The organism is Actinophytocola sp., from assembly GCF_049647105.1.
Lineage (GTDB): Bacteria > Actinomycetota > Actinomycetes > Mycobacteriales > Pseudonocardiaceae > Actinophytocola.
On record NZ_JBARWZ010000044.1, the window covers coordinates 52,972 to 79,021 of the forward strand.

At 69.4% G+C, this 26,050-nt stretch carries 17 protein-coding genes; 5 read left to right on the forward strand and 12 right to left on the reverse strand.

From position 1 onward, the window contains the following. The 6 genes from WBA97_RS06345 to WBA97_RS06370 all read right to left on the reverse strand — a co-directional run bounded on the left by WBA97_RS06345 (nucleotide 1) and on the right by WBA97_RS06370 (nucleotide 11,446). Nucleotides 1-3,186: a non-ribosomal peptide synthetase gene (locus tag WBA97_RS06345; RefSeq protein WP_424229754.1), complete on the reverse strand. Its 3,186-nt coding sequence runs from the start codon at nucleotides 3,184-3,186 to the stop codon at nucleotides 1-3. Beyond that, nucleotides 3,183-3,923 (reverse strand): thioesterase II family protein, encoded by a 741-nt coding sequence (locus WBA97_RS06350; protein ID WP_424229755.1) that lies wholly within the window; start codon nucleotides 3,921-3,923, stop codon nucleotides 3,183-3,185. Before WBA97_RS06350 ends, WBA97_RS06345 begins: the two co-directional genes overlap by 4 nt. A gap of 549 nt (nucleotides 3,924-4,472) precedes the next feature. Beyond that, nucleotides 4,473-5,213, reverse strand: coding sequence for a hypothetical protein (locus WBA97_RS06355; RefSeq protein WP_424229756.1), 741 nt, complete (start codon nucleotides 5,211-5,213; stop codon nucleotides 4,473-4,475). A gap of 813 nt (nucleotides 5,214-6,026) precedes the next feature. Next, nucleotides 6,027-6,809: a hypothetical protein gene (locus WBA97_RS06360; RefSeq protein ID WP_424229757.1), complete on the reverse strand. Its 783-nt coding sequence runs from the start codon at nucleotides 6,807-6,809 to the stop codon at nucleotides 6,027-6,029. Nucleotides 6,810-6,914: 105 nt separating this feature from the next. Beyond that, nucleotides 6,915-8,615, reverse strand: a complete 1,701-nt coding sequence (locus tag WBA97_RS06365; protein ID WP_424229758.1) for a ThuA domain-containing protein — start codon at nucleotides 8,613-8,615, stop codon at nucleotides 6,915-6,917. Between the two features lie 11 nt (nucleotides 8,616-8,626). Beyond that, nucleotides 8,627-11,446: a PQQ-dependent sugar dehydrogenase gene (locus WBA97_RS06370; RefSeq protein ID WP_424229759.1), complete on the reverse strand. Its 2,820-nt coding sequence runs from the start codon at nucleotides 11,444-11,446 to the stop codon at nucleotides 8,627-8,629. A gap of 361 nt (nucleotides 11,447-11,807) precedes the next feature. Here WBA97_RS06370 and WBA97_RS06375 point away from each other — a divergent pair, with 361 nt between their 5' ends. After that, nucleotides 11,808-12,734 carry a hypothetical protein gene (locus WBA97_RS06375; protein ID WP_424229760.1) on the forward strand — a complete coding sequence of 309 codons (927 nt, stop codon included), beginning with the start codon at nucleotides 11,808-11,810 and terminating at the stop codon, nucleotides 12,732-12,734. Between the two features lie 178 nt (nucleotides 12,735-12,912). Here WBA97_RS06375 and WBA97_RS06380 read toward each other — a convergent pair whose 3' ends face one another. From WBA97_RS06380 to WBA97_RS06400, 5 genes are all read right to left on the reverse strand, one after another. Then, the gene (locus tag WBA97_RS06380; RefSeq protein ID WP_424229761.1) at nucleotides 12,913-15,072 is read right to left on the reverse strand and encodes a transglycosylase domain-containing protein; all 2,160 of its coding nucleotides are present in this window, start codon (nucleotides 15,070-15,072) and stop codon (nucleotides 12,913-12,915) included. Between the two features lie 96 nt (nucleotides 15,073-15,168). Further along, nucleotides 15,169-16,656: a class I adenylate-forming enzyme family protein gene (locus tag WBA97_RS06385; protein ID WP_424229762.1), complete on the reverse strand. Its 1,488-nt coding sequence runs from the start codon at nucleotides 16,654-16,656 to the stop codon at nucleotides 15,169-15,171. Next, on the reverse strand, nucleotides 16,653-17,624 hold the full coding sequence (locus WBA97_RS06390; RefSeq protein WP_424229763.1) for an acyl-CoA dehydrogenase family protein: 972 nt from the start codon (nucleotides 17,622-17,624) through the stop codon (nucleotides 16,653-16,655). Before WBA97_RS06390 ends, WBA97_RS06385 begins: the two co-directional genes overlap by 4 nt. Beyond that, on the reverse strand, nucleotides 17,621-18,811 hold the full coding sequence (locus WBA97_RS06395; protein WP_424229764.1) for an acyl-CoA dehydrogenase family protein: 1,191 nt from the start codon (nucleotides 18,809-18,811) through the stop codon (nucleotides 17,621-17,623). The genes WBA97_RS06390 and WBA97_RS06395 overlap by 4 nt, the downstream gene beginning before the upstream one ends. Nucleotides 18,812-18,820: 9 nt before the next feature. Continuing rightward, nucleotides 18,821-20,167 carry a cytochrome P450 gene (locus WBA97_RS06400; RefSeq protein WP_424229765.1) on the reverse strand — a complete coding sequence of 449 codons (1,347 nt, stop codon included), beginning with the start codon at nucleotides 20,165-20,167 and terminating at the stop codon, nucleotides 18,821-18,823. Nucleotides 20,168-20,263: 96 nt separating this feature from the next. Between WBA97_RS06400 and WBA97_RS06405 the strand changes: the two genes are divergently transcribed. Together WBA97_RS06405 and WBA97_RS06410 are read left to right on the forward strand one after the other, a co-directional pair. Beyond that, nucleotides 20,264-20,875 (forward strand): TetR/AcrR family transcriptional regulator, encoded by a 612-nt coding sequence (locus WBA97_RS06405; RefSeq protein WP_424229766.1) that lies wholly within the window; start codon nucleotides 20,264-20,266, stop codon nucleotides 20,873-20,875. A gap of 772 nt (nucleotides 20,876-21,647) precedes the next feature. Beyond that, nucleotides 21,648-22,922, forward strand: a complete 1,275-nt coding sequence (locus tag WBA97_RS06410) for a hypothetical protein (protein ID WP_424229767.1) — start codon at nucleotides 21,648-21,650, stop codon at nucleotides 22,920-22,922. Nucleotides 22,923-23,060: 138 nt separating this feature from the next. Here the strand turns inward: WBA97_RS06410 and WBA97_RS06415 are convergent, their stop codons facing one another. Next, complete coding sequence (locus tag WBA97_RS06415; protein ID WP_424229768.1) at nucleotides 23,061-23,426, reverse strand: HPF/RaiA family ribosome-associated protein; 366 nt, start codon at nucleotides 23,424-23,426, stop codon at nucleotides 23,061-23,063. A gap of 122 nt (nucleotides 23,427-23,548) precedes the next feature. Between WBA97_RS06415 and WBA97_RS06420 the strand changes: the two genes are divergently transcribed. Both WBA97_RS06420 and WBA97_RS06425 read left to right on the forward strand, forming a co-directional pair. Continuing rightward, nucleotides 23,549-24,217, forward strand: a complete 669-nt coding sequence (locus tag WBA97_RS06420) for a DNA alkylation repair protein (protein ID WP_424229818.1) — start codon at nucleotides 23,549-23,551, stop codon at nucleotides 24,215-24,217. Nucleotides 24,218-24,431: 214 nt separating this feature from the next. Continuing rightward, a complete protein-coding gene (locus WBA97_RS06425; protein WP_424229769.1) occupies nucleotides 24,432-26,048 on the forward strand; it encodes a serine/threonine-protein kinase in 1,617 nt (538 codons plus the stop codon). The last annotated feature ends 2 nt before the right edge of the window (nucleotides 26,049-26,050 follow it).

Sequence of the window (26,050 nt, forward strand, 5' to 3'; positions counted from 1 at the left end):
TCAGCGCTCGGCGTGGTCGAGATCGTCGAGCAGGTCCACGATGCTGAGCCGCGACCGGTCCGGGGTCCTGAGCGCGGGCGCACCGACCGGGACCGGCGTGGCGGCACGCAGCCGCTCCACCTCGGCGGCCAGGCCCGCGATGGTCGGGTGGTCGAACAGCAGCCGCAGCGACACGTCGACGCCGAGGTCGTTCGCGATGCGAGCGACCAGCCGGGTCGCCTTGAGCGAATGCCCGCCCAGGTCGAAGAAGTTGGTGTCCCTGCCGATCCCCTCGGTGCCGAGCACGGCCTCCCACGCCTCGGTGAGCTGCCGCTCGGTCGGCGTGCGTGGCCGCGCGTGTGGACCCGACGGCTCGTCGGCGGCGGGTTCCGGGAGCTCTCGCAGGTCGAGCTTCCCGTTTCGGGTCAAGGGAAAGGCGTCCAACGCGACGAGCGAGGAGGGCACCAGGTAGTCGGGCAGCGTGCCGCGAAGGTAGTCACCGAGCACGTCGAGCTGCTGCCTGCCGGGCTGCGCCAGCACCACGTAGCCGATCAGCCGGGCGTCACCGGCCCCGTCGTCGCGCGGCACGACCACCGCTTCCCGCACCAGGCCCGACGCCCGCAGCGCCGCCTCGACCTCGCCGGGTTCGATGCGGAACCCGCGAATCTTCACCTGGCGGTCGATGCGGCCGAGGAACTCGACGGTGCCGTCCTGCAGCAGGCGGGCCAGGTCGCCGGTCCGGTACATGCGAGCACCGGGTCTGCCACCGAGATGGTCGGGCACGAACCGCTCGGCGGTCAGCTCGGGCGCACCGACATAGCCACGCGCCACGCCGTCGCCCCCGATGCACAGCTCGCCGACCACGCCGAGCGGCACGGGCTCCAGGTAGCTGTCCACGATGTGGAGGCTGCTGTTGTTCAGTGGCGTGCCCAGCGGGATCCGGGTGTCGCCGGCACGGACGTCGTTGCAGCGATGGGTGGCCGCGAACGTCGTGGTCTCGGTGGGGCCGTAGCCGTTGACGATGTGCTCCGGGCCGCCGTCGTGCGCGGCGAGCATGGCGACCGCGGTGGTGTCGGGTTGTTCACCGCCGAAGACGAAGTAACGCAGTGACGACAATGCCGACGGGGCCTCCCGTGCCACGTGCATGGCCAGCGAGGTGGTGAGCAACAGCATGTCGATCTCGTTGGTGCGCAACCACCGCCCGAGCTCGGGCGGGTTCAGCGCGACGTCCTTGGCCAGGCCGACAAGGCAGCCGCCGGACAGCAGCGAGCCCCAGACCTCGAAGGTGGCCGCGTCGAACGTCGTGGTGGAAGCCTGCGCGATCCGGTCGCCGTGCTCGAACACGACGTAGTCGGTGTCGCGGACCAGGCGGATGACGTTGCGGTGGGTCACGCACACGCCCTTCGGCCTGCCCGTGGAGCCGGAGGTGTACATGACATAGGCCAGGTCATCCGGAGCGACTGTCCTGTTGGGACGTTCCGGGTCGCCTTCTCCGGTCTCCGTCACGGCGGTGACGGAGGGCAGCTCAGGCAGCGGCCTGTCGGACACGACCACGCGCACCCCCGCGTCGGCGCACAGCATGGCGAGCCGGTCGGCCGGGTAGTCCGGATCCAGCGGCAGGTACGCGCCGCCCGCCTTGAGGATCGCGAGCACCGCGACCACCCAGTCCACGCCGCGTTCGAGGAACACGCCGACCGGGGCGGCGGGCAGGCCGTTGGCGAACCGGTTGGCGCGCTGGTCGAGCTCCCGGTAGGTGAGCCGGTGGTCGCCGAACTCCACCGCGACGTCGTCGGGGTATCGGTCGACGACCTGGTGGAACAACTCGACCAGCGAGGCCAGCGCCGGGTAGCCGGTGGCGTTGGCGTTGCGGTCACGGGTGATGGCGCGGTACTCCTCGGGTTCGAGCAGCGACTGGTTGGACAGCCGGACATCCGGCGCCTCGGTCACCTGACGCAACACCGTGACGAACCGGGCCAGCAGGTCCGCCATGTCTCTGCGGTGGTACAGCGAGGTCCGGAACTTCGCCCAGCCACGCAGTTCGCCGTGACCGCTGTCGGGCAGCTGCACCTCCAGGTCGTACATGCTCTGCGTGCTGGTGCCCTGGGTGAAGCCGAAGGTGGCGCCGCCTGCCGCGCTCGGTGCCGCCAGCGGCGGCGGGCAGGCGAACACGAGCTGGAAGACCGGGTGGCGGTCAAGATCACGGCTGGGGCGCAACGCCCGCACCACGTGGTGGAACGGGGTGTCGCGCCGGTCCAGCGCGGTCAGCACCGCGTCGCGCACCTGCCCCATGGACTCGTGCGCGGTGGCGTCCCAGCCCAGCCGTATCCGCAGCGGGAGCATGTTGACGAAGTAGCCGACGAGGTCCTGGGTGTCGTCGTCGCCACGCCCCGCCGACGGCGTGCCGATCACCAGGTCACGCACGCCGGTGAGCCGGTGGAGCAGCACGGAGAACGCGGTCAGCAGCACCATGTACGGCGAGGAGTGGTTGTCCCTGGCCAGTTTCCGCACCGCCGTGGCGAGGTCGGCAGGCACGACCAGTGGCAGCGAGTCCGATGCGAAGTCGGGTGGCGCCGGGCGGGTGCGGGCGCCGGGCAGTTCCGCAGGCTCCGGCAGGTCGGCCAGGTCCTCCCGCCAGCGCTGGACGTCCTCGGTGTGGTCACCCTCGCGCGAGCGGGCAGCGAAGTCGCGGAAGCAGGCGGGCAACTCGGGCAGCTCGGGTTCGCGTCCGGCCACCGCCGCGTCGTAGCAGGCAAGGAGTTCGCGCTGCAGCACGGCCACCGACGCACCATCGATGGCGATGTGGTGCACGATCAGCACGAGCCGGTGCACGTCATCGTCGAGCCGCAGGAGCGTGGGTCGCAGCGGCCCGCCGGACAGTTCGATCCGCCGGGCGAGTTCGCCCGCCACCACGGCTTCCGCACGCGCGGCGCGCACGGGCGCGGGCAGCGGACACAGGTCGTGGAATGCGACGGGCACCGTGGCGTCCGGCGAGATCATGGCGACGACCTCGTTGTCCCGCACCGCATAGCTCGTGCGCAGCGGCTCGTGCCTGCGCACGAGCGCCGTGAGTGCCTCGGTCAGCGCGGCGCGGTCAAGTGGCCCTGTGATGTCCACGTACACCGGCACCGTGTGGAAGGTGCCGTCCTCGACCACCTGGTCGAAGAACCACACCTGCTCCTGTCCTGGGGTCACCGGGCTCTCGGTCACCGCGCACCTTCCTTCGCAGTGGTGGTCCGCGCGACCTCGTCGAGGACGAGGAGCGGATCGTCGAGCAGGTAGAAATGACCGCCGGGCCGGACCACCAGGTCGCAGGCGGCGGTGGTGTACCGCCGCCACTCCGTGGCGTGGTCGACCGGCACGAGCGGGTCGGCATCGGGGGTGATGACGGTGATCGGCACGTCGAGGGGCGCGCCCTCGTCCAGGAAGGCCGCGCACACGGTGAGATCGGCACGCAGCGTGGGCAACAGGAGCTCGAGCATCTCGGTGTTGGCCAGCAGCTCGGCGGGCACCCCGCCAAGCTCGGTCAGCCAGGCGATCAGCTCCGCGTCACCGAGCAGGTGGGGGTCGCCGTGCAGGGGAACGTGCGGGGCGCGGGCCGCGGACACGACCAGCCGGGCGACGCCGTCAAGCCTCCGTGCCAGCTCGAAGCCAAGGAGAGCACCCATGCTGTGGCCGAACAGCACGTAGGGCGGTCGCACCAGCTCCAGCACGGCCTCGGTGAGCGGGCCGACGAGCAGGCCGGGTTCGGTCGCGGGCGGCTCGGTGAACCGTCTGCCGCGTCCGGGCAGCTGGGCGCACCACATCTCGACCTCGTCGCCCAGCAGGTCGAGCCACGGCCAGTACGCCGTGACGTCGCCGCCCGCATAGGGCAGGCACACCAGGCGCAGCCGTGCGTCGGGTCTGGGCCGGGGACAGTGCAACCAGGCACCGCTCGTAGCTCCCACAATCACTCCTCCCGCTCCGTGTGCGAAACACCGGCAATTCCCCGGATACTTCGGAACGTGAACTCGATATCAAATGGTGACAATCAATTGGCTAGCCGCGGAAATCCCATCCAGAGTCGGGAATAGCGAACGCATCCCGACTGACACACCGTTGCACACGGAGCGTTTTGATCCTTTTCCACACAGTGAACCCCTCCCCCCCTGACGACCCTTCGGAATACTGACATCGAGTGCGATGGAAATCGACCCGCTAACCCAGTCATGTTTCCGCAGCTGCATCTTTCTGACCCGTCGCGACGGGACGATCGCCACCGCGTTGGCTACCTGGGTTGCACATTGGTTCGACGGGGGACGCGATCCCACACCGTCGGCAAAATGGAGACAAGAGCAATCGATATCTCATTTCAGCAACGATCAGGAACGCGCGCCAAGTAAAGCCAGCGGAATGACGCCCGCGCAATCCGGACATTTCAGGTAAACGAGTCGGCGGATACCTGTTGCGGGACCTCGATGACCCAGGTGAAGACATTTCACCTGTGCGCTGTGTCCTTACCCCTCACGCGTCGGCGTGGCATCGGCGAGCGCGATCCGGTAACCGAGCTGGAAGTGCGTCAGCGCGTCGTAGTCCTGCTTGAGGCGGGCGATCCGCTTGGCCAGGGTGCGTTCGCTGATGCCGAGCCGCTTGGCGATGACGTTCCCGGTCACGCCCTCGACCAGCATGCGGATCATCAGGTCCTGCAGGGGAGTCGTGATGTTCTGCGCGGTGTGCGGCAGGAACGGGTCGGCGCGATGCCAGATGTGGTCGAACACCTTCACGAGGAAGTCGACGACAGCGGGGTGCGCGACCATGGCGGCCACGGAGTTGTCCGCCGACACGGGCAGGAAGGCGACACACCGGTCCACGATGATCAGCCGGCCGAAGAGCTCGTCGAACGTTCTGACCTCGCCACCGGCGTCGCTGATCGCATGGACGTACTCGGCCGTCGACGCGTCGTGCCGGGCAGTGTGCTGGTACAGGGCACGCATCCTGGCGCCCCTCTCCAGCGCGGACCGGTCCCTGGCCAGCGCGGTACGCAGCGTGTTCTGCCTGCGGGACCCGCCGGGCTGCACCGTCAGCAGTTCCACCCGGCAGCGCGCCACCGCCTCGGCGACCTGCCGGTCGATCTCGCCGGGTGCGCTGACCTGGATCACCGACTGGTCGAAGTCCCAGCTCGTCATCGACCGGCCCACGGCATCGACCAGCTGGCTGAGCTGTGTTTCGAGCGCCTTGGCCGCGTTGACCGCCGCCACCGCCCGTCCGTGGAGATCGGGTTGCACAAGTGAGACGACGGGTTCCCCCGTCTCCATTAACTCAGCGGACGGCGCACCTCTGTCCACGTGTCACGCTCCAGTCGCTTATTCCCTCCGACTGCACGCATATCGTGTCCTTCCGCCAGGACGTGACGGCCCAGAACGCCACCGCGACGTCCCGACAACGGATTCACCCATTAGGGCGGCACGTCCAGTGGATCTTTGTCTCACCGGTTTGCCTCCGGCGGCTCCTCGCTGGGTTTGCCTCCGGCGGCTCCTCGCCGGGTTTGCCTCCGGCGGCTCCTCGCCGGGTTTGCCTCCGGCGGCTCCTCGCCGAGCTTGCCTCCGGCGGCTCCTCGCCGAGCTTGCCTCCGGCGGCTCCTCGCCGAGCTTGCCTCCGGCGGCTCCTCGCCGGGTTTGCCTCCGGCGGCTCCTCGCCGGGTTTGCCTCCGGCGGCTCCTCGCCGGAGGGGCAGGTCTCCAGGATGGCCTGGGGTTTCGAGGGTTTCTTGCGTTGGGTTCGGGTCTGCCTGCCATCCCATCGACCTCCCTACGGGCTATCACACCGCGTCAAGGGGGCGGTTCCAGCGTTTGGCGCCGGTTTGTGTTGTTGGTGCCCCCTTGACACGGTGTGATCGGGCGTTGCCAGGTCGACGGGATGGCAGGGAGCCCCTTGGTGGCGGGCTTGCGCCCTCGGGCGCCCTTCGGGGCATAGTTGGTGCCACGAAAGCCGATTCTGGGACGTTCAACGCCCTGAAAGCGTCTTTCGGGGCACTGGGATCGCACCCTGCGGGTGCGGGGCCTTCACTCAACGCTAGTCGGGCAACAGCCCGTCATTCAGGAGTTTGTCGCGGACCAGGCCCGCGTTGCCGCCGGAGGCGCCGAGGCTGCCGGAGAACGGCTGCGCGGTCCACGCGAACTCGCCGGGGAACTGGTATGCCGACAGCTCGTCCACGCGCCGCGCGTTGTCTTCTCCGGCGTTGACGACGGTGAAGTCGGCGGTGAAGGACTCCGAGCAGTGGTCGTTGCCCAGTGCGCCGTCCTCGCAGGTGCCGAGCGAGGCGTAGTTGCCGTGCTTGTTCTCGGCCGAGTAGATCCGTGCCACCTGCGGCGAGCCCCCCGCGAGCTTGCCCCAGTCGCACGCGTTGCCGAGCATGCTCTGGTCGACGTGCTCGAACGCGGTGCCCTCGTGCGCGACGGTCCGCAGCGCGTACGCGCCGAAACCGTGCTGGCACGCCGGGTTCGGCGCGAGCGTCAGCGTGAACGGCTCCACGTCGCCGTTGTGGCCGCCGCCCCACCAGTCGCCGCAGTCGCGGCGGTAGAGGATCGCGTACGAGACCGCGATCCGGCTGGCGTCCGCCGGGTGGGGGCGCACCCGCGCGACCGCCGTGCCCGCGTTCGAGCCCGTCGCCGGGTCCGTGCAGTCCTCGCCGCTGTCGAACCACACGTAGGGGAAGAAGTACGCGGCGACGGCGTCCTCGATGGCGTCGTCGAGCCCGTCGCCGTCGCCGTCGTCGGCCATCGCGGGAGTCGTGAACAGCCCGGTCAGCAGCAGGGCGGCGAGGACGACACCCGCCGCTCGGAGGTTCCGCACCATGCCCCGAGTGTGGGACCGGCGCATGGTGCGCCACCACCGACGGAAGTCGGGTGACGTTCCCGGTAGGCGCCGCGGGGTCGGGACCCCGCGGCGCCCCGCCTCACGTCATGGCATCGTCCACTTCTGGTTCGCCGCACCGGTGCATGGTGCGATGACCAGTTGTGTGCCGTCGGCGGTGCCGCCGCCGATCGGGGTCAGGCACTTGGCCGACTGCGGGTTGCGCAGCGTGCCGTCGGCCTGCGCCGCCCAGTTCTGTGCGCCGCTTCCGTTGCAGGTCCACAGCTGTACGCGGGTGTTGTCGGCGGTGGCGCCGCCCGCGACGTCCATGCACTTGCCAAGCGCACGCAGCGTCGAGCCGGACACCGTCCACGTCTGTGCTCCGGTGCCGTTGCACGTGTACAGCTGGATCTTGGTGCCGTCCGCGGTGCCGGACGCCGAGATGTCGACGCACTTGCCGCTGCCCCGGATCGGGCCGACACCCGGGTTCGGGATGGAGCCGAGTTCCTTGATCCGCACGTGCCGGAACGACACGTCGTCACCGGTGCCGTGGTTCTGGATGCCGATGTGGCCGGAGGTGAGGGAGCGGGCGGGCACGGTGTTGGTGAAGTCGTTGATCTTCACCCCGTTCAGGAACACCTGCAGGCGTTCGCCCTCGACGAGCAGCTCGTAGGTGTTCCACTCCCCCGGCGGGTTCAGCGCGGCGTCGCGGGCCGCGATGTCGGCTGACTTGAAGCCGTACACCGAACCGGTCGTGCGATCGGCCGAGTCGGTCGCGTCGATCTGGATCTCGTAGCCGTTGTTCACCGCCGAGTTCGGGTCGCCGCTCGGCGGGAACCCGATGAACACGCCCGAGTTGTCGTCGCCCGCCATGCGCCAGTCCAGCTTGAGCGAGTACGACCGGAACTCCTTGGTGCTGTACCAGAACAGCCCCATGCCACCGACGGAGGTGAGGGTGGCGTCGGAGTTGGTGAAGTTGCCAGGACCCGCCTGCGACCAGCCGGATGTGGCTCCGTTGTACAGGTTGGTGTAGCCGGTCTCCGGACGGCAGTCGGCCTTCGTCCGGCCGGCGGTGTACCGGAGTCCGCCGAGCAGCATCGACCGGAACCCCGGTTCGCCGTAGCTCGACTGGGTGTGGCCGTTGCCGGTGTAGAACGACCGCCCGCCCTGGTACGCCTTGCACCACGTGTGCGGGTGGTCGGCGCCCATGGTGCCGCCGGAGTAGGTCGACTCGTCCAACGTGGCCAGCACCCGCGCGCTGCCGCGCGGGTTGGTGCGGTAGTTGTACAGCTCGTCGGTGCGGACCCAGGTCTGGCCGAGGTGCGCGGTCGCCGCGTGCGCGCGGTTCTCCACCCGTTCGGTCACCTGCTGGATCGCGGGGTGCGACGAGAAGTACGCGCCGACCAGCTCACCGTAGAAGGGCCAGTCGTACTCGGTGTCCGCAGCGGCGTGCACGCCGACGTACCCGCGCCCGGTGCGGATGTAGGACTCGAACGCGGTCTGCTGGGTGGCGTTCAGCACGTCGCCCGTGGTGTTGAGGAACACGACCGTCTCGTACTGGGCGAGGTTGCCGGTGGTGAACGCGCCTGCGTCCTCGGTGGCGGTCACCGTGAAGTTGTTGGCGGCGCCCAGTTCCCGGATGGTCTGGATCCCGATCGGGATCGCGTCGTGGCGGAAGCCCGCGGTCTTGGAGAACACCAGGACGTCGTACGGGGCGTCCGCGGCATTGGCGGCCGGGCCGCTGGTACAGGCCATGATCGTCGCGGTGGCGGCCGCCACCGCGAGGACCGATCGAACGGTGTGTCTCACGTCGTTTCCTCTCATGGGAGGGTGAAGCGCTGGGTGGTGGCGGTGGTGCACGTGGAGATCACCAGCTGGGTGCCGTCGGCCGTGCCGTTGCCGGACGGCGTGAGGCACTTGGCCGACTGCGGGTTGCGCAGCGTGCCGTCGGCGTTCGCGGCCCAGTTCTGCGCACCGGATCCGTTGCAGGTCCACAGCTGCACGAGCGTCCCGTCGGCGGTGGCACCGCTCGCGACGTCCATGCACTTGCCGAGCACGCGCAGGGTGGCGCCGGTAACCGCCCACGACTGCGCCGAGGTGCCGTTGCAGGTGTAGAGCTGGATCTTCGTGCCGTCCGCGGTGCCCGCGCCGGAGACGTCGACGCACTTGCCGCTGCCCCGGATCGGCCCCTGCCCGCCTGCCGCCGTCTTCGAGAAGGTGAAGGCGTCCAGGTCGAACAACGCGCCCGCGCCGCCGGAGAAGGTCAGGTAGAGCGTCGTGGTGCCCGCGGGAACGCCTGCGAGGTTCGTCGCCACATCGACGAACGTCTCCCAGCCACCGGTGTTCGGCACCGTCATCGCGCCGAGCACGGTGCCGGTCGCCGAACCCGCCCGCACGGTGAGCGTCCCGCCAACCCCGCCGGAGGACACCCGCGCGGAGACCCGCGTGACCCCGCCGAGCGCGTAGGGCTGGAACGCGATCCAGTCGCCGTTGTTGATCTCACCGACGGTCTTGCCGCCCTCCGCGCCGGTCTTGGTGATCTGGCTGGTGCCCGACTGGCTGCTGTAGTGCTCCGCCTGCCGGTGCGCGGGCTGCAACCTGTTCTGCGCGTGGGTGGTCAGCGCGGGCTGGCCGTTCGCGCCCTTGTCGGTGTACTCGGCGTCGAACACCGCGTACAGGTTCGCCGCGGTGTCGTGTTCGCCGTCGACCGGGATGGCGATCGTGCCGGAGCAACCGTTCTTCGACGTGATCGGGTGGCCGTGGCTGTCGTGGCCGAGCACGTAGGTCAGCTTGACCTTCGTGCAGTCGATCGTGCCGTCCTCCGGGTCGGACACCGTGATCGTGTACGGCACGGTGTCACCGAAGTTGAACGTGGTCCCGTTGACCGGCGTGCTCAGGGTGACGGTCGGCGCGGTGTTGCCGACGGTCACCACGACGGAGGCGTTGCCGGTCCGGCCGCCGGGGTCGGTGACCGTGAGCGTCACCGTGCGCTGGCCGTTGGTGGAGTAGGTCTTGGCCGGGTTGGCCGACGTCGACGTGGTGCCGTCGCCGAAGTTCCACAGGTAGGAGAGCGCGCCGCCCTCCGGGTCGGACGAGCCCGCCGAGCTGAAGTTCACCGTCAGCGGCGCGAGGCCCGACGTCCGGTTCGCGGCGACCTTCGCGGTGGGCGCCTGGTTGCCGACCGGGTTGTACTCGACGCGGTACAGGGCCGAGTTGGCGTCGCCGCCGAAGTTCCCCGTCCCGTAGTCCAGCACGTAGAGCGCGCCGTCCGGGCCGAACGCCATGTCCATGACCTGGGTGCCGGTCCACGGGAACGTGTCGATCTGACCCGCGGTGCCGTCGCCGTTGACGTGCGCGGTGCGCAGCCACCGGCGGCCGTACTCGCCGAGGAAGACGTGTCCGTCCATGACGGCGGGGAACTTGACCGACGAGTTCAGGTTCGCGTCGTAGTGGTAGACCGGGCCGCCCATCGGCGACTCCGACCCGCAGCCGAACGCGGCGACCGAGCACCCGTCGTATGTGATCCACGCCGCCCGCGCGGCCGGGAGGTTCGTCAGCCCGGTGTTGTTCGGGGAGTTGTTGACCGGCGCCGCGCAGTTGTAGCGCGCGCCGGAGGGGCCGGACGGGAAGGTGAACTCGACGTAGGTCTCGTTCGTCGTGTTCGAGCCGGTGCAGTAGGGCCAGCCGTAGTTGCCCGCGGACGTGATGCGGTTGAACTCGACCTGCCCGCCAGGCCCCCTCGTCGCGCTCGCCGCGCCAGAGTCCGGGCCGTAGTCGCCGAGGTAGACCACGCCGGTCGGCTTGTCCACGCTCATCCGGAACGGGTTGCGGAAGCCCATCGCGTAGATCTCCGGACGGGTCTTCGCGGTGCCGGGCGCGAACAGGTTGCCAGAGGGGATCGAGTACGAGCCGTTCGCGTTCACCTTGATGCGCAACACCTTGCCGCGCAGGTCGTTCGTGTTGCCCGAGCTGCGCTGGGCGTCGTAGGCCGGGTTGCGGCCGCTGCGCTCGTCGAGCGGCGAGAAGCCGCCGGAGTCGAACGGGTTGGAGTCGTCACCGGTCGACAGGTAGAGGTTGCCCGCGGCGTCGAAGTCGATGTCCCCGCCGACGTGGCAGCAGATGCCACGGCTCGCGGGCACGTCCAGGACGGTGACCTGGCTGCCCGTGTTGAGCGTGTAGTCGGCGTTGAGGGTGAAGCGGGACAACCGGTTCACGCCGTTCCAGGCGGAGAAGTCGGTGCCGGAGGCCGGTGCGTCGCCGCCGGGGGTCGACAACGGCGGCGCGTGGTAGAGGTAGATGAAGCGGTTGGTGGCGAAGCCGGGGTCGACGCCGACGCCCTGCAGGCCTTCCTCGTCGTGGGAGTACACGGCCAGCATGCCGATCACCGAGGTGGTGCCCGCGGCGTCGGTGCGCCGCAGCGTGCCGTTGCGGGAGGTGTGCAGGACCGACCGGTCCGGAAGCACGGCAAGGGACATCGGCTCACCCATCTCGCCGACTCCCCTGGCCAGCTCCACCTGTTGGTAGTCGGCGGCGGTCACCGGGTGGGCCTGGGCGGGGGTCGTGGCGAGGGCGGTGATCGCGCTGGTGACTACCAGCAGACTGGCGCAGGCAGCGGCGCGCCACCTCGGGCTTCTTCGCATGGTGGGTCCCGTTCCGTTGGTCGTGATCGCAGGGGGAGCGGTCGTGATGTGAGCTGGATCATATGTCTACTTTCGGCGAAAGAGCGCAACTTTTCAGCAAAAGACTGCATATCATCAGCGAAAGCCTGGGCGGCGCTGGCGGAGCACTGCTCACGCTGGCGGCCCGTGCCGAACCCGCGCTGCGACTGTTGCTCTCCGGTCGCCCGGAGAGCATCGAGCAGGTCACCACGCTGACCGGACTTGACGCTACGACCTTGGCCGAGACCCTCATCAGCCGCCGGGTATCAGGGGCTGGTCGTCGGTGTGGCCTACTCGGTCGCGCCGTAGCTTAGGACACACATCGCACCTGCAACCTGACTTGGTGAAGGCGACCGACCGACAACCGCGACGGGGGGGTCGGAGCGCCCTGTCGATGATCGAAAGGCTTACCGCAGTGTCCACCGTTCGACCGGCCAGCGGCATGACGGTCACGTTCGACGTCCGCGAGCAACCGCACGACGACGTGATCGAGCGTGTCGAACGTGGGCTGGGTGTGGAACTCGACCGTTCGTCCGTCGTGTACGGGATCTACGGGGTGACCGAGGGCTTCCGGTCGACTCGGGGAACCTGGGTGCGAGTCGAGTGCCGCCCTCGATGGAGAGGTCCCGGCGCATCCTGGATCGGGTTGGAAGCCGCGTCCGCGATTCCTGGAGTGCTCAAGCCCGAGTGGTTCCAGAGCACGACGTGGGTCGATGAGGAACGCGGCCAGGTGTGGCGAGCCGACGAGCTGGAACTGATCACCTCGCCTTCTGTCGACGCCAGCGGCGGACTCGTGGCTGCTGCGGCACTGCCGGATTCCTGGTGGCATGACATGCGGGCGTCGCTGGCCGAGCTGGGCAAGTATGAGACCAAGCTGGTCGGGATGCCCCAAGCACACCTGGCCACGCGGATCGGCCAGGTCTTCGAGGGCGTGGACACCACCGTCGATGAGTGGGCCACCGCCCACGCCGACCTGCACTGGAGCAACGTCACCACCGATGGGCATCTCCTCGACTGGGGCGACTGGGGAGCTGCCCCACGAGGTTACGACGCGGCCACCCTGTGGCAGGCGTCGCTGCCCGACGCGGCACTGGCCGAGCGCGTGCAACACGAGTTCGCCGCCGATCTGGAAACCCGCTCCGGCAAGCTGTCCCAACTGTTGAAGTGCGCCAACGTCATCCGAATTGCCCGAAACCGCGGCATGGTCACACCACTGCTCGAACCCGCAAAGGCCGCAGTGCCCGCCCTCCTCGCCGAGCTACAGGCATGACCCGCCCTCGTGGCCAGTCGGCGGTCGATACGACACCAGGGCCGGCGTCCGTGACCCCCTGCCCCTCCGACAGCCACCTTCGGGGCGGTGACGTGCCCGCCATCCTCCGGCACGTCGCCGCGCCCGTCCTTGAATCCTCGTTGGGACCCGATGATCCGCCAGGCCCGGCCGCATGGGCTCAGTTCGTGCGTTCGAACTTCGGGTCCGGCGTGGGTAGCGGCAGGACCTCCTGGCCGTCCAGGATCTTGCTCATCGCGCCGAACCAGGTTCTGGCCGGGGTCATGCCGCCGAACATGTTGCCGGAGTCGTTGTCGGTCGCGGTGACGTCGCCAGGGCCGCCGTCGATGAGTCCGCCGTAGGGGCGGTCGGGCCGGAAGACCATGGCCGCGCCCGCGAGCTGGGGTGTCCCGCCGATGAAGGCGGCGGAGCCGTTGTGCTGGGTGGTGCCGGTCTTGCCGATCATCGGCCGGGTCCAGCCCACGCCCTGTGCGGCGGCGTGGGCGGTGCCGCCGGCCAGGTCGTCCTTGCTCATGCCTACCGCGAGGGTGTTGGCGAGACCCTCCGGCACGGCCTGCTCACACGGCTCTTCCTTGACGGGGTACGGCTTGCCGTGGCGGTCGGTGACGCCATTGAGCGGGGTCGGTGGGCACCAGACGCCGCCGCTGAGGATCGTGGCGGCCACGTTGGCCAGCTCCAGCCCGCTGGTCGGGCTCACCCCCAGGGTGAACGAGCCCTTGCCCGCCGAGTTCTCACTCGGCCCGAAGAACTCGGTCTGGCTCTGCCTGCCCTCGGCGGAGTCGGCACCGGGATCGGGTGCGGCGCCGGTCGCGGCGTTGGCGGCCATGGTCTTGCGCATCCCCAGCCGGTTGGCCATGGCGAGGACGGCGGCCATGCCCGCCTTCTCCTCGAGGATGACGAACGCCGTGTTCGGCGAGGTCTGCAGCGCGGTCTGCAGCGACATCGCACCGCTCCCGCCCTCGCTGGCGTTCGTGACGCAGTAGGCCCAGGTGCCCCTGGCGACGGACGGGCACTGCGAGCCGCCGCCGACGAACACGTCCGAGGTGTGCGAGCTCGGCGACTGCACGGTGTCGTGGATTCCGGCGACGCCGCGTTCCATCGCCGCCGCGGCGGTGAACACCTTGTAGCTCGACCCGGTGCCCGTGACGTTGGAGATGGCCGACGGCAGCGCGAACTCGGTCTGGCCGGCCGCGGCGTCCGGCCCGTAGTCACGGTTGGCGGCCAGCGCCACCACCTCGTGGCGGTCCTTGCCGGGTTTCACCAGGGAGAGCGTGTTGGCGACGTTCTCCTCGGTCTTGTCCACCTGCTGCTCGGCGGACTCCTTCGCGGCGTGGTTGGCCGCGGGGTCCAACGTGGTGTGGATCGTGTAGCCGCCGGTGTACAGGTCGTCCTCGGACATCCCGTGTTCGAGAAGGTAGTCCTGGACGTACTGGCAGAAGAAGCCGTGCTCCGGGCCTGCACCGACGCAGTTCGCCGCAGGCTTGGCAGGGCCGTCGGGCAGCACGCCGAGCGGTTCGGCCTTGACTTCCTTCGCGTCCTCTGTGGACAGTTTGCGGTTCGCCACCATCTTGTCGACCGCGAAGTTGCGCCGGTCGAGGGCTCGCTCCGGGTGGCTCCACGGGTCGTAGATGGACGGGTTGTTGGCCATGCCCGCCAGCAGCGCGCCCTGCGCGACCGTGAGTTTGTCCGGCGTGGTGCCGAAGTAGGAACGAGCGGCCGCGCCGACGCCGTAGACCTGGCGCGAGAACTCGACGACGTTGAGGTAGCCCGCGAGGATCTCGTCCTTGCTCATCGTCGTCTCGAGCTGGATCGCGATCCGCGCCTCCGTGAGCTTGCGGGTGATGCTCGTCTCCTGCGCGCGTTCCTGCCCGGCCTTGTCGTTCCGGTAGGTGACGTTGATCAGGTAGTTCTTGACGTACTGCTGGGTCAGCGTCGAGGCGCCCTGGGTGTCACCCCCGGACGAGTTGTTGAGCGCCGCACGCACCGTGCCCTTCCAGTCGACACCGTGGTGCTCGTAGAAACGGCGGTCCTCGACCGAGATCAACGCCCACTTCATCGCGTCGGAGATCTCGTCCGACGCGGTCGGGATGCGGTACTGGTCGTACAGCGTCGCGATCGGGTTGTCCTCCCGGTCGGTGATGGTCGTCACCAACGGCGGCGGATCGTCGGCAAGCTCGGCCGACAGCGACTCCACCGTCTCGCTGGCCTCGTTGGTGACCATCCCCGCGACCGCGGCGACCGGGAGCAACGTGCCCGCGACGAGTGCCCCGGCGAGCAGGCAGAGACCCAATATCCTGAACAGATTCCCCCTGGTACGCACGCCGCCAGGGTACGCACATCCCTGTGTGCACAAGGTAATCCTCTCCCCCGGGGGAGAGGTTGCGCACATCTGGCGCCCGCGAGGCAACCTGCCGTCTCAGTTGGCGAACAGGTCGCGCACAGCCTTCCGGTTGATCTTGCCGACACTGGTCAGTGGCACGGCGTCCAGCACGGCCACCTCACGCGGGTACTTGTACTTCGCCATCCGCTCCTTGGCGAAGGAGACGAGTTCGGCGCCGGTCACCTCGTGACCCGGCGCCAGCTGGACGGCCGCGACGACCTCCTCGCCGCTCTCCTGGTCGGGCCTGCCCACGCAGGCGGCCAGCCGCACCGCCGGGTGCTCGAGCAGAACGTCCTCGACGTCACGCGGGAAGACGTTGAACCCGCCGCGGATGATCAGGTCCTTCATCCGGTCGACGACGTAGAGGAACCCGTCATCGTCGAGGCGGCCGATATCGCCGGTGTGCAGCCAGCCGTCCCTGATGGTCCGCGCTGTCAGCTCCGGTTCGTTCCAGTAGCCGAGCATGACTCCTTGACCGCGAACACAGATCTCGCCCACCGGCGCGGCGTTCCCGTCGGGGTCGAGGATGGCCACCTCGGCGTGCGGTAGCGGCTTGCCGACGCTGCCCGCACGGTGGTCGGCGACCGACTCCGCCGCCACCGCCGCGCTGGCCTCCGTGAGGCCGTAGCCCTCGAGGAGGGTCACCCCGAAGACCTTCTCCACCTCCTCCCGCACCGCGGGTGGCAGCGTGGCGCCCCCGGAGCCGAACGTCCGCAGCGACGACAGGTCGTGGTCGGCGAGTGGCTGGGTGAGCAGCAGCTGGAGCATGGCGGGGACGACCGGGCTCGTCTCCACCTTGTGCTCCGCCACGAGCCGCAACCAGGCGGCCGGGTCGAACCAGCGCTGCAGGACCGAGACCAGCCTGCGGTCGGAGTGCAGGGCGCCGATGGTGACGATCAGGCCGTAGGCGTGCGAGAGCGGCAGCGGCAGCAGCGACCGGGTCGTGTTCGTGGCACTGGCGACCTCGCTGAGGCCGTGGCCGGACTCCCACAGCCCGCGATGGCTGAGCATGACGCCCTTCGCCCGGCCGGTCGTGCCACCCGTGTAGAGCAGTGCCGCGAGGTCGTCGTCGGCGCGGGGCTCGATCCCAGCCGGTTCGCCGCTCTCCAGGTCGGCGAACGATCCGCCGACTACGAACGTGGTGATGTCGAGCCCGTCCGCCGCGCCGAGGAACAGGTCCACCAGCTCCGCGCTGATGATCGCGGCCGTGGCCCCCGAGTCGGTCAGGATGTGCCGGAGCTCCGGCGCGGTCTGCAGGAAGATCACCGGCGTCACGACGGCGCCTGCCCGCCAGATCGCGCGGTAGGAGATGAAGACCTCCGGGGTGTTCATCATCATCACGACGACCCGGTCCCCCGGCGCGACGCCGTGTGCACGCAGGCCACCGGCGACCCGGGCCGAACGCTCGTGGAGCTCCCCCGAGGTCAGCCACCTGCCCTCGAAGAACAGGGACTCGTAGTCGCCGAGGCGTTCGAAGGCCTCCTCGGCCAGGACGGCGAGGTTGTGCTCTCCCGGGGTGCTCATCTGGCCACCGCCAGCCGCGCCACCTCGTCGTAGGCGGACACGTCGTCACCGAGGACGAACCGGTCGACCTTGGCCCTGCGCCAGTACAGGTGCGCGTCGTGCTCCCAGGTGAACCCGATGCCGCCGTGCACCTGGATCACCGTCTCCGCCGCGTGTTCGAGGGTGGTGGCCGCGGCGGCCTTGGCGGCGGCCGAGGCAATGGGCAGCTCGTCCGGTGCGTTGTCGGCGGCCCACGCCGCCCACCAGACCAGCGAGCGGAGCTGCTCCACCTCGACGTAGGTGTCGACGAGCAGGTGCTTGACCGCCTGGTAGGAGCCGATCGCACGGCCGAAGGCGCGCCGCTCGATCGCGTACTCCACGCCGATCTCCAGGACGCGGGACGCGGCGCCGAGACCCTCGGCGGCGAGGATCGTCCTGCCGACCCGCTCCCCCCGCCGCCACCGGTCGGTCGCGTCCGGCACCAGCTCCGTGGTCGCGCCGAGGGTGACGTCGCCGAGGCCGCGGGTCGGGTCGATCGGGTCGCGGGCCGTGACGACGCCCGGCCCGCAGACCAGCGCGCCGTCCCGCAACGCCAGGAAGGTGTCGGCGCCGACCGCGTCCAGGACGGGGCCGTCGTCGTCGACGACCGCGACGGCCAGCTCTCCCCCCGCGATGGCGGCCAGCCGGGTGTCGTCGCCGCCCAGCAGCACCGCCGCCCGCGCGAAGGTCACCAGCGACCGGCCGGCGAGCAGGCGCCCGGCCTGCTCGGCCACCACGGCGAGGTCGAGCAGCCCGCCACCGCCGCCGCCCGCGCGGTCCGGGATGGTGATGGTCGCGAAGCCGCTCTTGACCAGCTCCGCGCGGCCCGGCCGCACGCCTGCGCCGTCGTCCAGCATGGCCCTGGCCGCGGCCGGGGAGGCGGACGCCGACAGGAAGTCCCGCGCGGCGTCGGCCAGGTCCAGGTGTTCCTGATCCAGGTCGAAGTTCATCCGAGGCTCTCCCTGAAGGTGACGCCCTTGTCGGCACGGGGCTCGGCGGGCAGCCCGAGGACGCGCTCGCCGATGATGTTGCGCAGGACCTGGTCGGTGCCGCCCGCGATGGCCATGCCGGGGAGCCCGGCCTGCAGGGTCTGCCAGGTGTCGCTGCCGTCGCGGGACGTCGCGACGCGCGCGTCGTCGCCGAGCACGCGCACCGCGAGGTCCGCCAGATCGCGTGCCGACCGGGTGCCGGAGAGCTTCCCGGCCGACGCCTCCGGGCCGGGAAGCTCACCCCGGCTGAGCTTCGAGAGCTGGCGGTAGCCGGTGTACCTGGCGCCGAGCACGGCGACGTACGCGCGGCCTAGCTCCTGCCTGGCCAGCACCTGCCGGTCGGGCGACAACCCGTCCAGGTGCTCCGCGACGTGCCGGGCGACGGTTTCCGCCCGCGCGCCGATCCCGGTGCCGCCGCCACCGAGCGAGAGGCGCTCGCTCATCAGGGTCGTCAGCGCCACCCGCCAGCCGTCGCCGACGTCACCGAGCCGCTCGGCGTCGGGGATCACCACGTCGTCGAAGAAGACCTCGTTGAAGTCCGCGCCACCGCTCATCTGCCGCAGCGGCCGCACCGTGACGCCCGGGGCCCTCATGTCGACGACGAACATGGTCAGCCCTCGGTGCTTGGGCACGTCGGGGTCGGTGCGGGTGAGCAGGATGCCGTAGTCGGACAGGTGGGCGAGAGTCGTCCAGACCTTCTGCCCGTCGACCCGCCAGTTGCCGTCCTCGCCGAGGACGGCCCTGGTCCGCAGCCCGGCCAGGTCACTGCCCGCGGCGGGTTCACTGAACAGCTGACACCAGAGGTCGTCCGCCCGGAGCAACCGCTTGAGGTAGCGCTGCTTCTGGTCGTCGCTGCCGTGCATGATCACGGTCGGGCCGCACATGCCGATGCCGATGAGGTTGATCAGCCCTGGGAGGCCGAGCCGGGCCATCTCCTGATCGATGATCGCCTGCTGCATCGGCGTGCCACCGCGGCCGCCCGCCTCGACAGGCCAGGTGACGCCGACGAACCCGGCGTCGTACAAGGTGGCCTGCCGTGCCCTGGCCACGTCGTCGTTCCGGGAGCCGAGCTCCTCGCGGTGCCGCTCGAGGAACTCACGTACCTCCGCACGCCATGCGGCTTCTTCCTGGGTGTCGTCGAAGTCCATCGGCGTTCCTCAGTTCCTGGTCATGGTGATCGGCAGACCGTCCTTGGGGAAGGGCAGGGAGTGGTTGTCCATCGGCGGCACGTAGCCGGGCTCGACGTGCCAGTGGTACTCCCGCAACAGCCGGTGCAGGATCGCCTTGACCTCAAGGCCCCCGAAGTTCATCCCGATGCACTTGTGCACGCCGCCGCCGAACGGCATCCACGCGAACCGGTGCGACTTGTCCTCGCGGCGCTCGGATGAGAACCGGTCCGGGTCGAACGTCTCGGGGTCGGTCCAGTAGTCGGCCATCAGGTGGGTGAACTGGATGCCCAGCGCGACGCCGGTGTCCGCCGGGATGCGGACGCCCTGGACGACGGTGTCCTTGACGGTGTGGCGGACCAGCACCGGGACGGGCGCACGCAGCCGGAGTGCCTCACGCATCACCAGGTCGATGGCGACCAGCCCTTCCAGCTCCGCCGCCGAGGGGGCCGGGCCGATGGCGAGCGCCTCGGCACGGCAGCGGTCCTGCCAGTCCGGGTGCTGACCGAGGTACTGCAGCATCGCGGAGGTGGTGATGGTCGAGGTGTCGTGCGCCGCCATCATCAGGAAGACCATGTGGTTGATGACGTCGTCGTCGGTGAAGCGGTCGCCGTCGTCGGTCTCGATGTGGCAGAGCACCGAGAAGATGTCGTCGGTCTGGTTCGCGCGCTTGGCGGGCAGGTAGTGGCGGAGGAAGCCATCGAGCACCTTGCGACCTCGGTAGGCCCGCCCCCACCGGGTGAGGGGCACGTTCGCGCGGATGATGCCCGCCGCGGCCTGGACGCAGGCGATGAAGGCCTTGTTGACCCGGTCCATCTGCGCCGGGCTGGTGTCGCGCGCACCGCCCATGAACAGGTCGGCCGCGATGTCCAGCGTCAACTGCTTGAGCCGCCAGTGCGCCGGGAACTCCGTGTCCGCCTGCCAGGTGCTCGTGCCGCGTTCGATGGCCGGGTGCAGCCTGCGTGTGTAGGCCTCGAGCCTCGGCCGGACGAAGGCCTCCTGCATGATCCGCCGGTGTCCCCTGTGCTCGTCGAAGTCGAGGAGCATGAGGCCACGGTTGAAGAAGGGGCCGACGAGCTGGGACCAGGCGGGCCCGTTGGCGAAGGCCTTGTCCTTGTTCTGCAGTGCCTCGCCGCAGGCGTCCGGTCCGAGCAGCATCGCCGCGGCGGTCTTGCCGACCGTGCGGAAGGGGGCGACCGGACCGTAGCGCTCCCAGTGATGCCGGTAGAGGCCGACCGGATCCTTGGCGTACTCGAGGATCTGACCGATGAACGGCAGGCCGCGGTCCTCGCGGTGCAGTGTGGGGAGCGGGCGCGGTTCGAGGGTTTCGGCCGTCATTGGCTCACCTCGCGCTGGATGTGGCGGCGGTCACGTCCAGCCTGATTCAGGAAGGACGTCCTGTCAACCTTGGTCCGTTGTGGCATGGTGGGCGCCATGGCTGGGCAGTCGGGTGTCTACCGGGGCATCAGCGCCGAGGAACGCGCCGCCGCGCGCCGGACCCGGCTGCTCGATGCCGCGCTCGCGGTGTGGGCGGACCAGGACACGCGAACCACGATGACCGCGGTCTGCGCGGAGGCCGGCCTGTCCGAGCGCTACTTCTACGAGAGCTTCGCCGGGTTGGACGCGCTGCTCGAGGCGCTGATGAACGACATCGCCGTGGAGATCGAGGAGACCAGTAGACGCGCCGCGGACAAGGCGGGCACGGAGCCGGAGGCACGGGTGCGTGCGTCGATCCAGGCGTTCGTGCGGTTGCTGGTCGACGACCCCAGGAAGGGCCGGGTCGCCATCGTGGAGTCGGTCGCCGTCCCGAAACTGCGACAGCGCCGCACGGAACTCCTGCGCCACCTCGCCCACCAGTCGGCGATCGAGGCACGCGAGTGGCTCGCCCCACGCGCCCGGAGCGTCGTCGAGGACGAGACCGCGGGCCTGCTCTTCATCGGCGGCATGGCCGAACTCGTCACCGCATGGCTGGACGGCACCCTCAATGCCTCCGCCGACGAGGTCGTGGACGCGGCGTCGCGTGCCCTGCTTGGCCTCTACCGCTGAGCTTGGTCCTTGGGACAACCCGGTCCGCCGACGCCTTCCGGAACCGCACCCCATGCCCGGCAGCGATGTCCTCTGAAATCAGGCCACATGTCGTGTGCAGCCAGTACGGACAATCCGCTGTTCCGTCCGGCGGAACAGCGACTCGACACCGGCACATCGCACTGAGGCGGTGAGAGCGGCCACTGATGCGATTGCTCGGTGGCGACCCAAGCCGAAGGATTTCCAGTCATGTCACGACCCCCTATGGAACCGCGAGCGCGCCAGGAACGGTCAACTACAACGGATCGGCCTGCACCATCTCGGCGGCAGCCCTGGTGGAACTGCTCGACACGGTATCGGACCTGCTCGCCCCCAATCCCCTTGCTCGAATACTTTTTTTGAATGTTATCAATGGCATACTCACCGTTGGTTCGCCGTACTGCGGGAGTACGAGCTTGTCGGTACTTTTCGTGGACATTGACGTCAATTGCCCGACATGAGAACAGGGCAGCCGGTAAATGTAGCGAATGGCGTGGACGACGCACTCGGATGCGACTTGGATGTCCACTGCCGGGAGAGCGTCCACCAAGCGTTCCGCTAATCGGAACACAGCTCTGTCGACGTTCGACGTGATCGGTAGGTGCATGGTTGGTGTGCCGGTCGGCGGCACGCGTGGTATCCGGCAGGCGCGCTGTGTGCCTACAGTCGTTCGCGCCTGTATCCGCAGGTTCCGGCGGTCCAACCTGAAGCTGGGGCTCTCGGGGGCCGACAGGTCATGATTCGAGGAGTGCCCATGAACGTTGGCACAGTTAGACGTCTGCTCGCCAGAGCCGGTGTGCTGGCATTGTTCGCCGGGATGTTGACGGCCGCCGGGGCCGCGCCGGCGAACGCGTTCGACACGAACACGTGCCTGTGGCACGGCAGCTACGCCCCCGACGGACCCGACAACGACATGTACTTCGACTCCGGCATCGGCTACTGGTCGGCGAAGTTCACCATCCCGACCGGCGCCAGGGTGTTCCTCGACGGGCAGTACCCGCACAGCCGCGCCTTGTCCTACAACGTGTATGCCACGACCGCTTCCTCGACGATCGCGTCGTCGATCAACGACGTCGACATCCACCCCGACGCCGACAGCTCGGTCAACCCATTCGTCGCCGGCAACGCCCGCAACGCCAGCCTGCGCAACTACACGCTGGAAGTGGTGCCCGGCAACGTGCCAGGGGGCGGACCCGCGACCAACACGATCTACTCCGGTACCAGCAACCGCACCGTCACGATGCTGATGCGTATCACCGTGCCCGACGCCGCGGGCGGCGTCACCGGCGGCGTCGCCCTGCCCGACATCATCGTCCAGAACGCCGACAACAGCACCACCACGGGTAGCGCGGCCTGCACCGCCGTGCAGGCATCGACCAGTGCGCTGAGCATCACGCTGCCCAACCTCATCACCTACCCCGTGTACGCGCTCGCCTCCCCGCTGACGAGTCCGACCACCTGGCAGAACACCCTCGTGGTCGCGATGGGCGCCACCATCCAGCTGTACGGCACCATCGGTAACACCTACCTCACCGCGCGGCTGCACCGCAGCCTCGGCACCGTCGTCAAGCTCACCGGCAAGGTCCCCACCACACCACCCACGCTGGGCGGCGACACGACCATGGGCACCGGACAGGTGCGCTACTGGTCACTGTGCATGTACGAACTCGGCTCCGGAGCTGTCACCCCGTGCGTACACGACCAAATCATCACCACCGACAGCAGCGGCAACTACACCATCGCGGTCAGCCGCACCGCCGACAAGCCGAGCAACGCCACCGCCGCGTGCGGCAAGAACTGGCTGCAATGGTCCAACAACGGCAACGGCATGAGCGGGCTGTACGCCGACGCCAATGACGGCACGCTCGTGCTGCGCAACCTCTACCCCGACCCGAGCTTCACCCAGGACATCAGCGACCTCGGCCTACCCTTCGTCCAGATCCCCGCGGGCGGCACCACCGCCATGGGCAACTACCTACCCACCGGCACCTACACCACCAAGTCCGGCTTCGAAGCCCTCGGCTGCTGACCACCTCGACCCGTGCCCCGCGGCCCGCCACCGCGGGGCACGGGTCACGCCATCGACGAATGCCATGCCCTAGTTCTCCGCCAACGGTCGAGAACAATGTGCCGGCGCGGAGCCGGGGCTCCGCGCCGGCACGGGCCGTCAGTTCAGCTCGTCCTCATCGGCGGGCATGTGGCGGATGGACTCGCCGCCCTTGTGGTCGTGTGCGCGCGAGTACTTGGTGTCCAGCACCTTCTCCAACTTCAGTGCGGCACCGCTGTACGCGTCGTCCACCGAACCCGCGTGATGGGTCACCGCGACCGGCTGCGCGCCGGCGGGACGGGCCTCGATCACGCAACGTTTGTCCTCGGACCGGCCGGCCGCGTCCTCACTGAAATGGACCTCCACGCGGGTCAACCACCGGTCGAACCGGGACAGGCTCGACGCCAGCTCGGTCGTCACGTAGGTGGCCAGTCCTTCGCCACCATGGATGTTGTGGTCGGTGTTGACCTGGATCTGCACGAACACCCTCCAACGGTCTGCGACATGTTGGTCAGCAACGGTACTCCGCGACCGGCGACCCGGCTGGACGGAAGAATGGGCCGAACCGCACGCGTGATGGAGAGGAGGCCGAGGTGGCCGAGACGACAGTGGAAGCGACGACCGTGGCCGAGGTGCTGGCCGAACTGGCCACGCTCGAGGACCGGAAGGTCCGCGCGGTGAACGAGAAACACGGTGACGACCACGGTGTGAACCTCGGCAGGCTGCGCGCGGTCGCGAAGCGGCTGAAGACCCAGCAGGAGCTCGCGTGCCTGCTCTGGGAGACGGGTGACACCGCGGCGAGGCTGCTGGCACTCCTGATCTGCCGCCCGAAGGCGTTCGAGCGCGCCGAGCTGGACGCCATGTTGCGCGAGGCGCGCACCCCCAAGGTGCACGACTGGCTCGTGAACTACGTGGTGAAGAAGAACCCGCACGCCGAACAGCTGCGCATGGCCTGGTCCGCCGATCCGGATCCGGTGGTCGCGAGCGCGGGCTGGGCGCTGACCACCGACCGCGTGGCCAAGAAGCCCGATGGCCTCGACCTCGCCGGACTGCTCGACGTCATCGAGGCGGAGCTGCGTGACGCGCCGGATCGCCTGCAGTGGGCGATGAACCACTGCCTGGCCCAGATCGGGATCGAGCACACCGGGTACCGCGCCCGTGCCATCGACATCGGTGAACGCCTGCAGGTACTCAGGGACTACCCGACTCCCCCGAACTGCACGTCTCCGTACGCGCCCATCTGGATCAGCGAGATGGTGCGTCGGCAATCTGACTAGTGCCCCGTCAAGGTGAAGTGGGTCGTTATCCGTGGATCCAGGTGGTCGCCGGCAAGGCGCGGGGAAGCCGCTCGTACCGGGTTGTACTTGGGCTTTCCCGCAACGCCGTCAGCGGCCGCCTGGGCCGTGGAGAAACGTGCCCTCTTCGCCTTGACGGGGCACAAGTAGTACTCCCGGGCCGCCGGCCGCCGACCTGGTTGCTAGCGTGTGCGCGGTGTCAGAGCGAGGACGGACCGGGCTCGTCGTGGACGGCCGGTTCGAGCTGCTTGAGCGGCTGGGCAGCGGTGGGATGGGAACGGTGTGGCGCGCCCGTGACGTGGGCCTGCACCGCGAGGTCGCCATCAAAGAGGTGCGCCCGGCCGACGCCGCGCTGTTCGAGAACAACCCCGCGCTGGCCGCCCAGCAGCGGGAGCGCGTGCTGCGCGAGTCCCGTGCGCTCGCCCGGCTGCAGCACCCGAACGTCGTGTCGATCTACCAGATCATCGACTCGGACGACTCGCCGTACCCGTGGATCGTCATGGAGCTGGTCCGCGGCATGCCGCTGGACGCCCGGCTCCACGACGGCGCGCTCGCGCCGGCGGAGGCCGCCCGCATCGGGCGGGACGTGCTCGGGGCGCTGCGCGCGGCGCACGCGGCAGGCATCCTGCACCGCGACGTCAAGCCGGGCAACGTCCTGCTGCGACCGGACGGCAGCGCCGTGCTCACGGACTTCGGTATCGCCGCTCTGCACGACTCCGCCCAGCTCACCGCGACCGGCGAGTTGATCGGCTCCCCGGAGTACATCGCGCCGGAGCGGCTGCTCGGCGACGAGACCAAGACCGCGTCGGACTTCTGGTCACTCGCGATGCTGCTGTACGTGGCCGTCGAGGGCTACAACCCGATGCGCCGCGCGACCACGATGGCCACCCTCGCCGCGGTGATGACCGAGCCGGTCCCGCCGCCACGGCGCGCGGGCGCGCTCGGCCACGCCCTCAGCGCGGTCCTCGTTCCCGAGCCCGCCGCCCGGCCCACCGGCGAGCAGCTCGACCGGATGCTCGCGGCTGCCGAGCAAGGGCCGGTCGGGCCGCTCGGGCCGCCAACCCCGGCCGGGCCCGCGTTCCCCGCACCGTCCAGCGGGCCGTGGCACCAGCAGCAGTACCCCGCCTACCAGCACCCCCATCCGATCCCAGCGCCCGCACGCAAGCACGTCGGTCCCGTGGTGTTCTCGCTGACCGCGGTGGCGCTGGTCGTCGTGGCCGCGCTGGTGGTCATCCCCAACCTTGGCTCGAAGGACGACCCGTCGGACACCGGCACAGGCTCGCAGGGCACGCAGGTCGCCACCCTGCCGAACATCAACGGGTCCGCCGGCCCGCCGCCGACGGAGACGACCACGGAGACGACCGCAGCACAGCAGGAGGACCTGCTCACCCCGGCAGGCGCGCGTAAAGCGGTGAACGCGCTGAGCGAGGTGATGGGCACCGGCCTGGTCTCCGAGCTGACCCTCTATCCGGACCGCGCGATAGCGACCGCGCCTTCCCCTGCGGTGAAGAACGGCTTCGACGACTTCGAGTACAGCGACGGCACCGCCACCAAGGTGGGGCCGGACACGGTGGACGCCGACCGTGCCGTGCTCGACCTCAACGTGGTCAACTGGGACGCGCTGCCCGGCTTGTGGGAGCAGGCGGAGAAGGACCTGGGCATCGACAAGCCCACCCTGCGCTACGTGGTCGTGGACACCGACATCATCGACGGCACCCCGTCGATGAAGCTGTATCTCAGCGACGACTACGGCGTCGCCTACCTCCTCACGAACCTCGACGGCGGCGTGCTCGATCTCTACCCCCGCGAATGAGT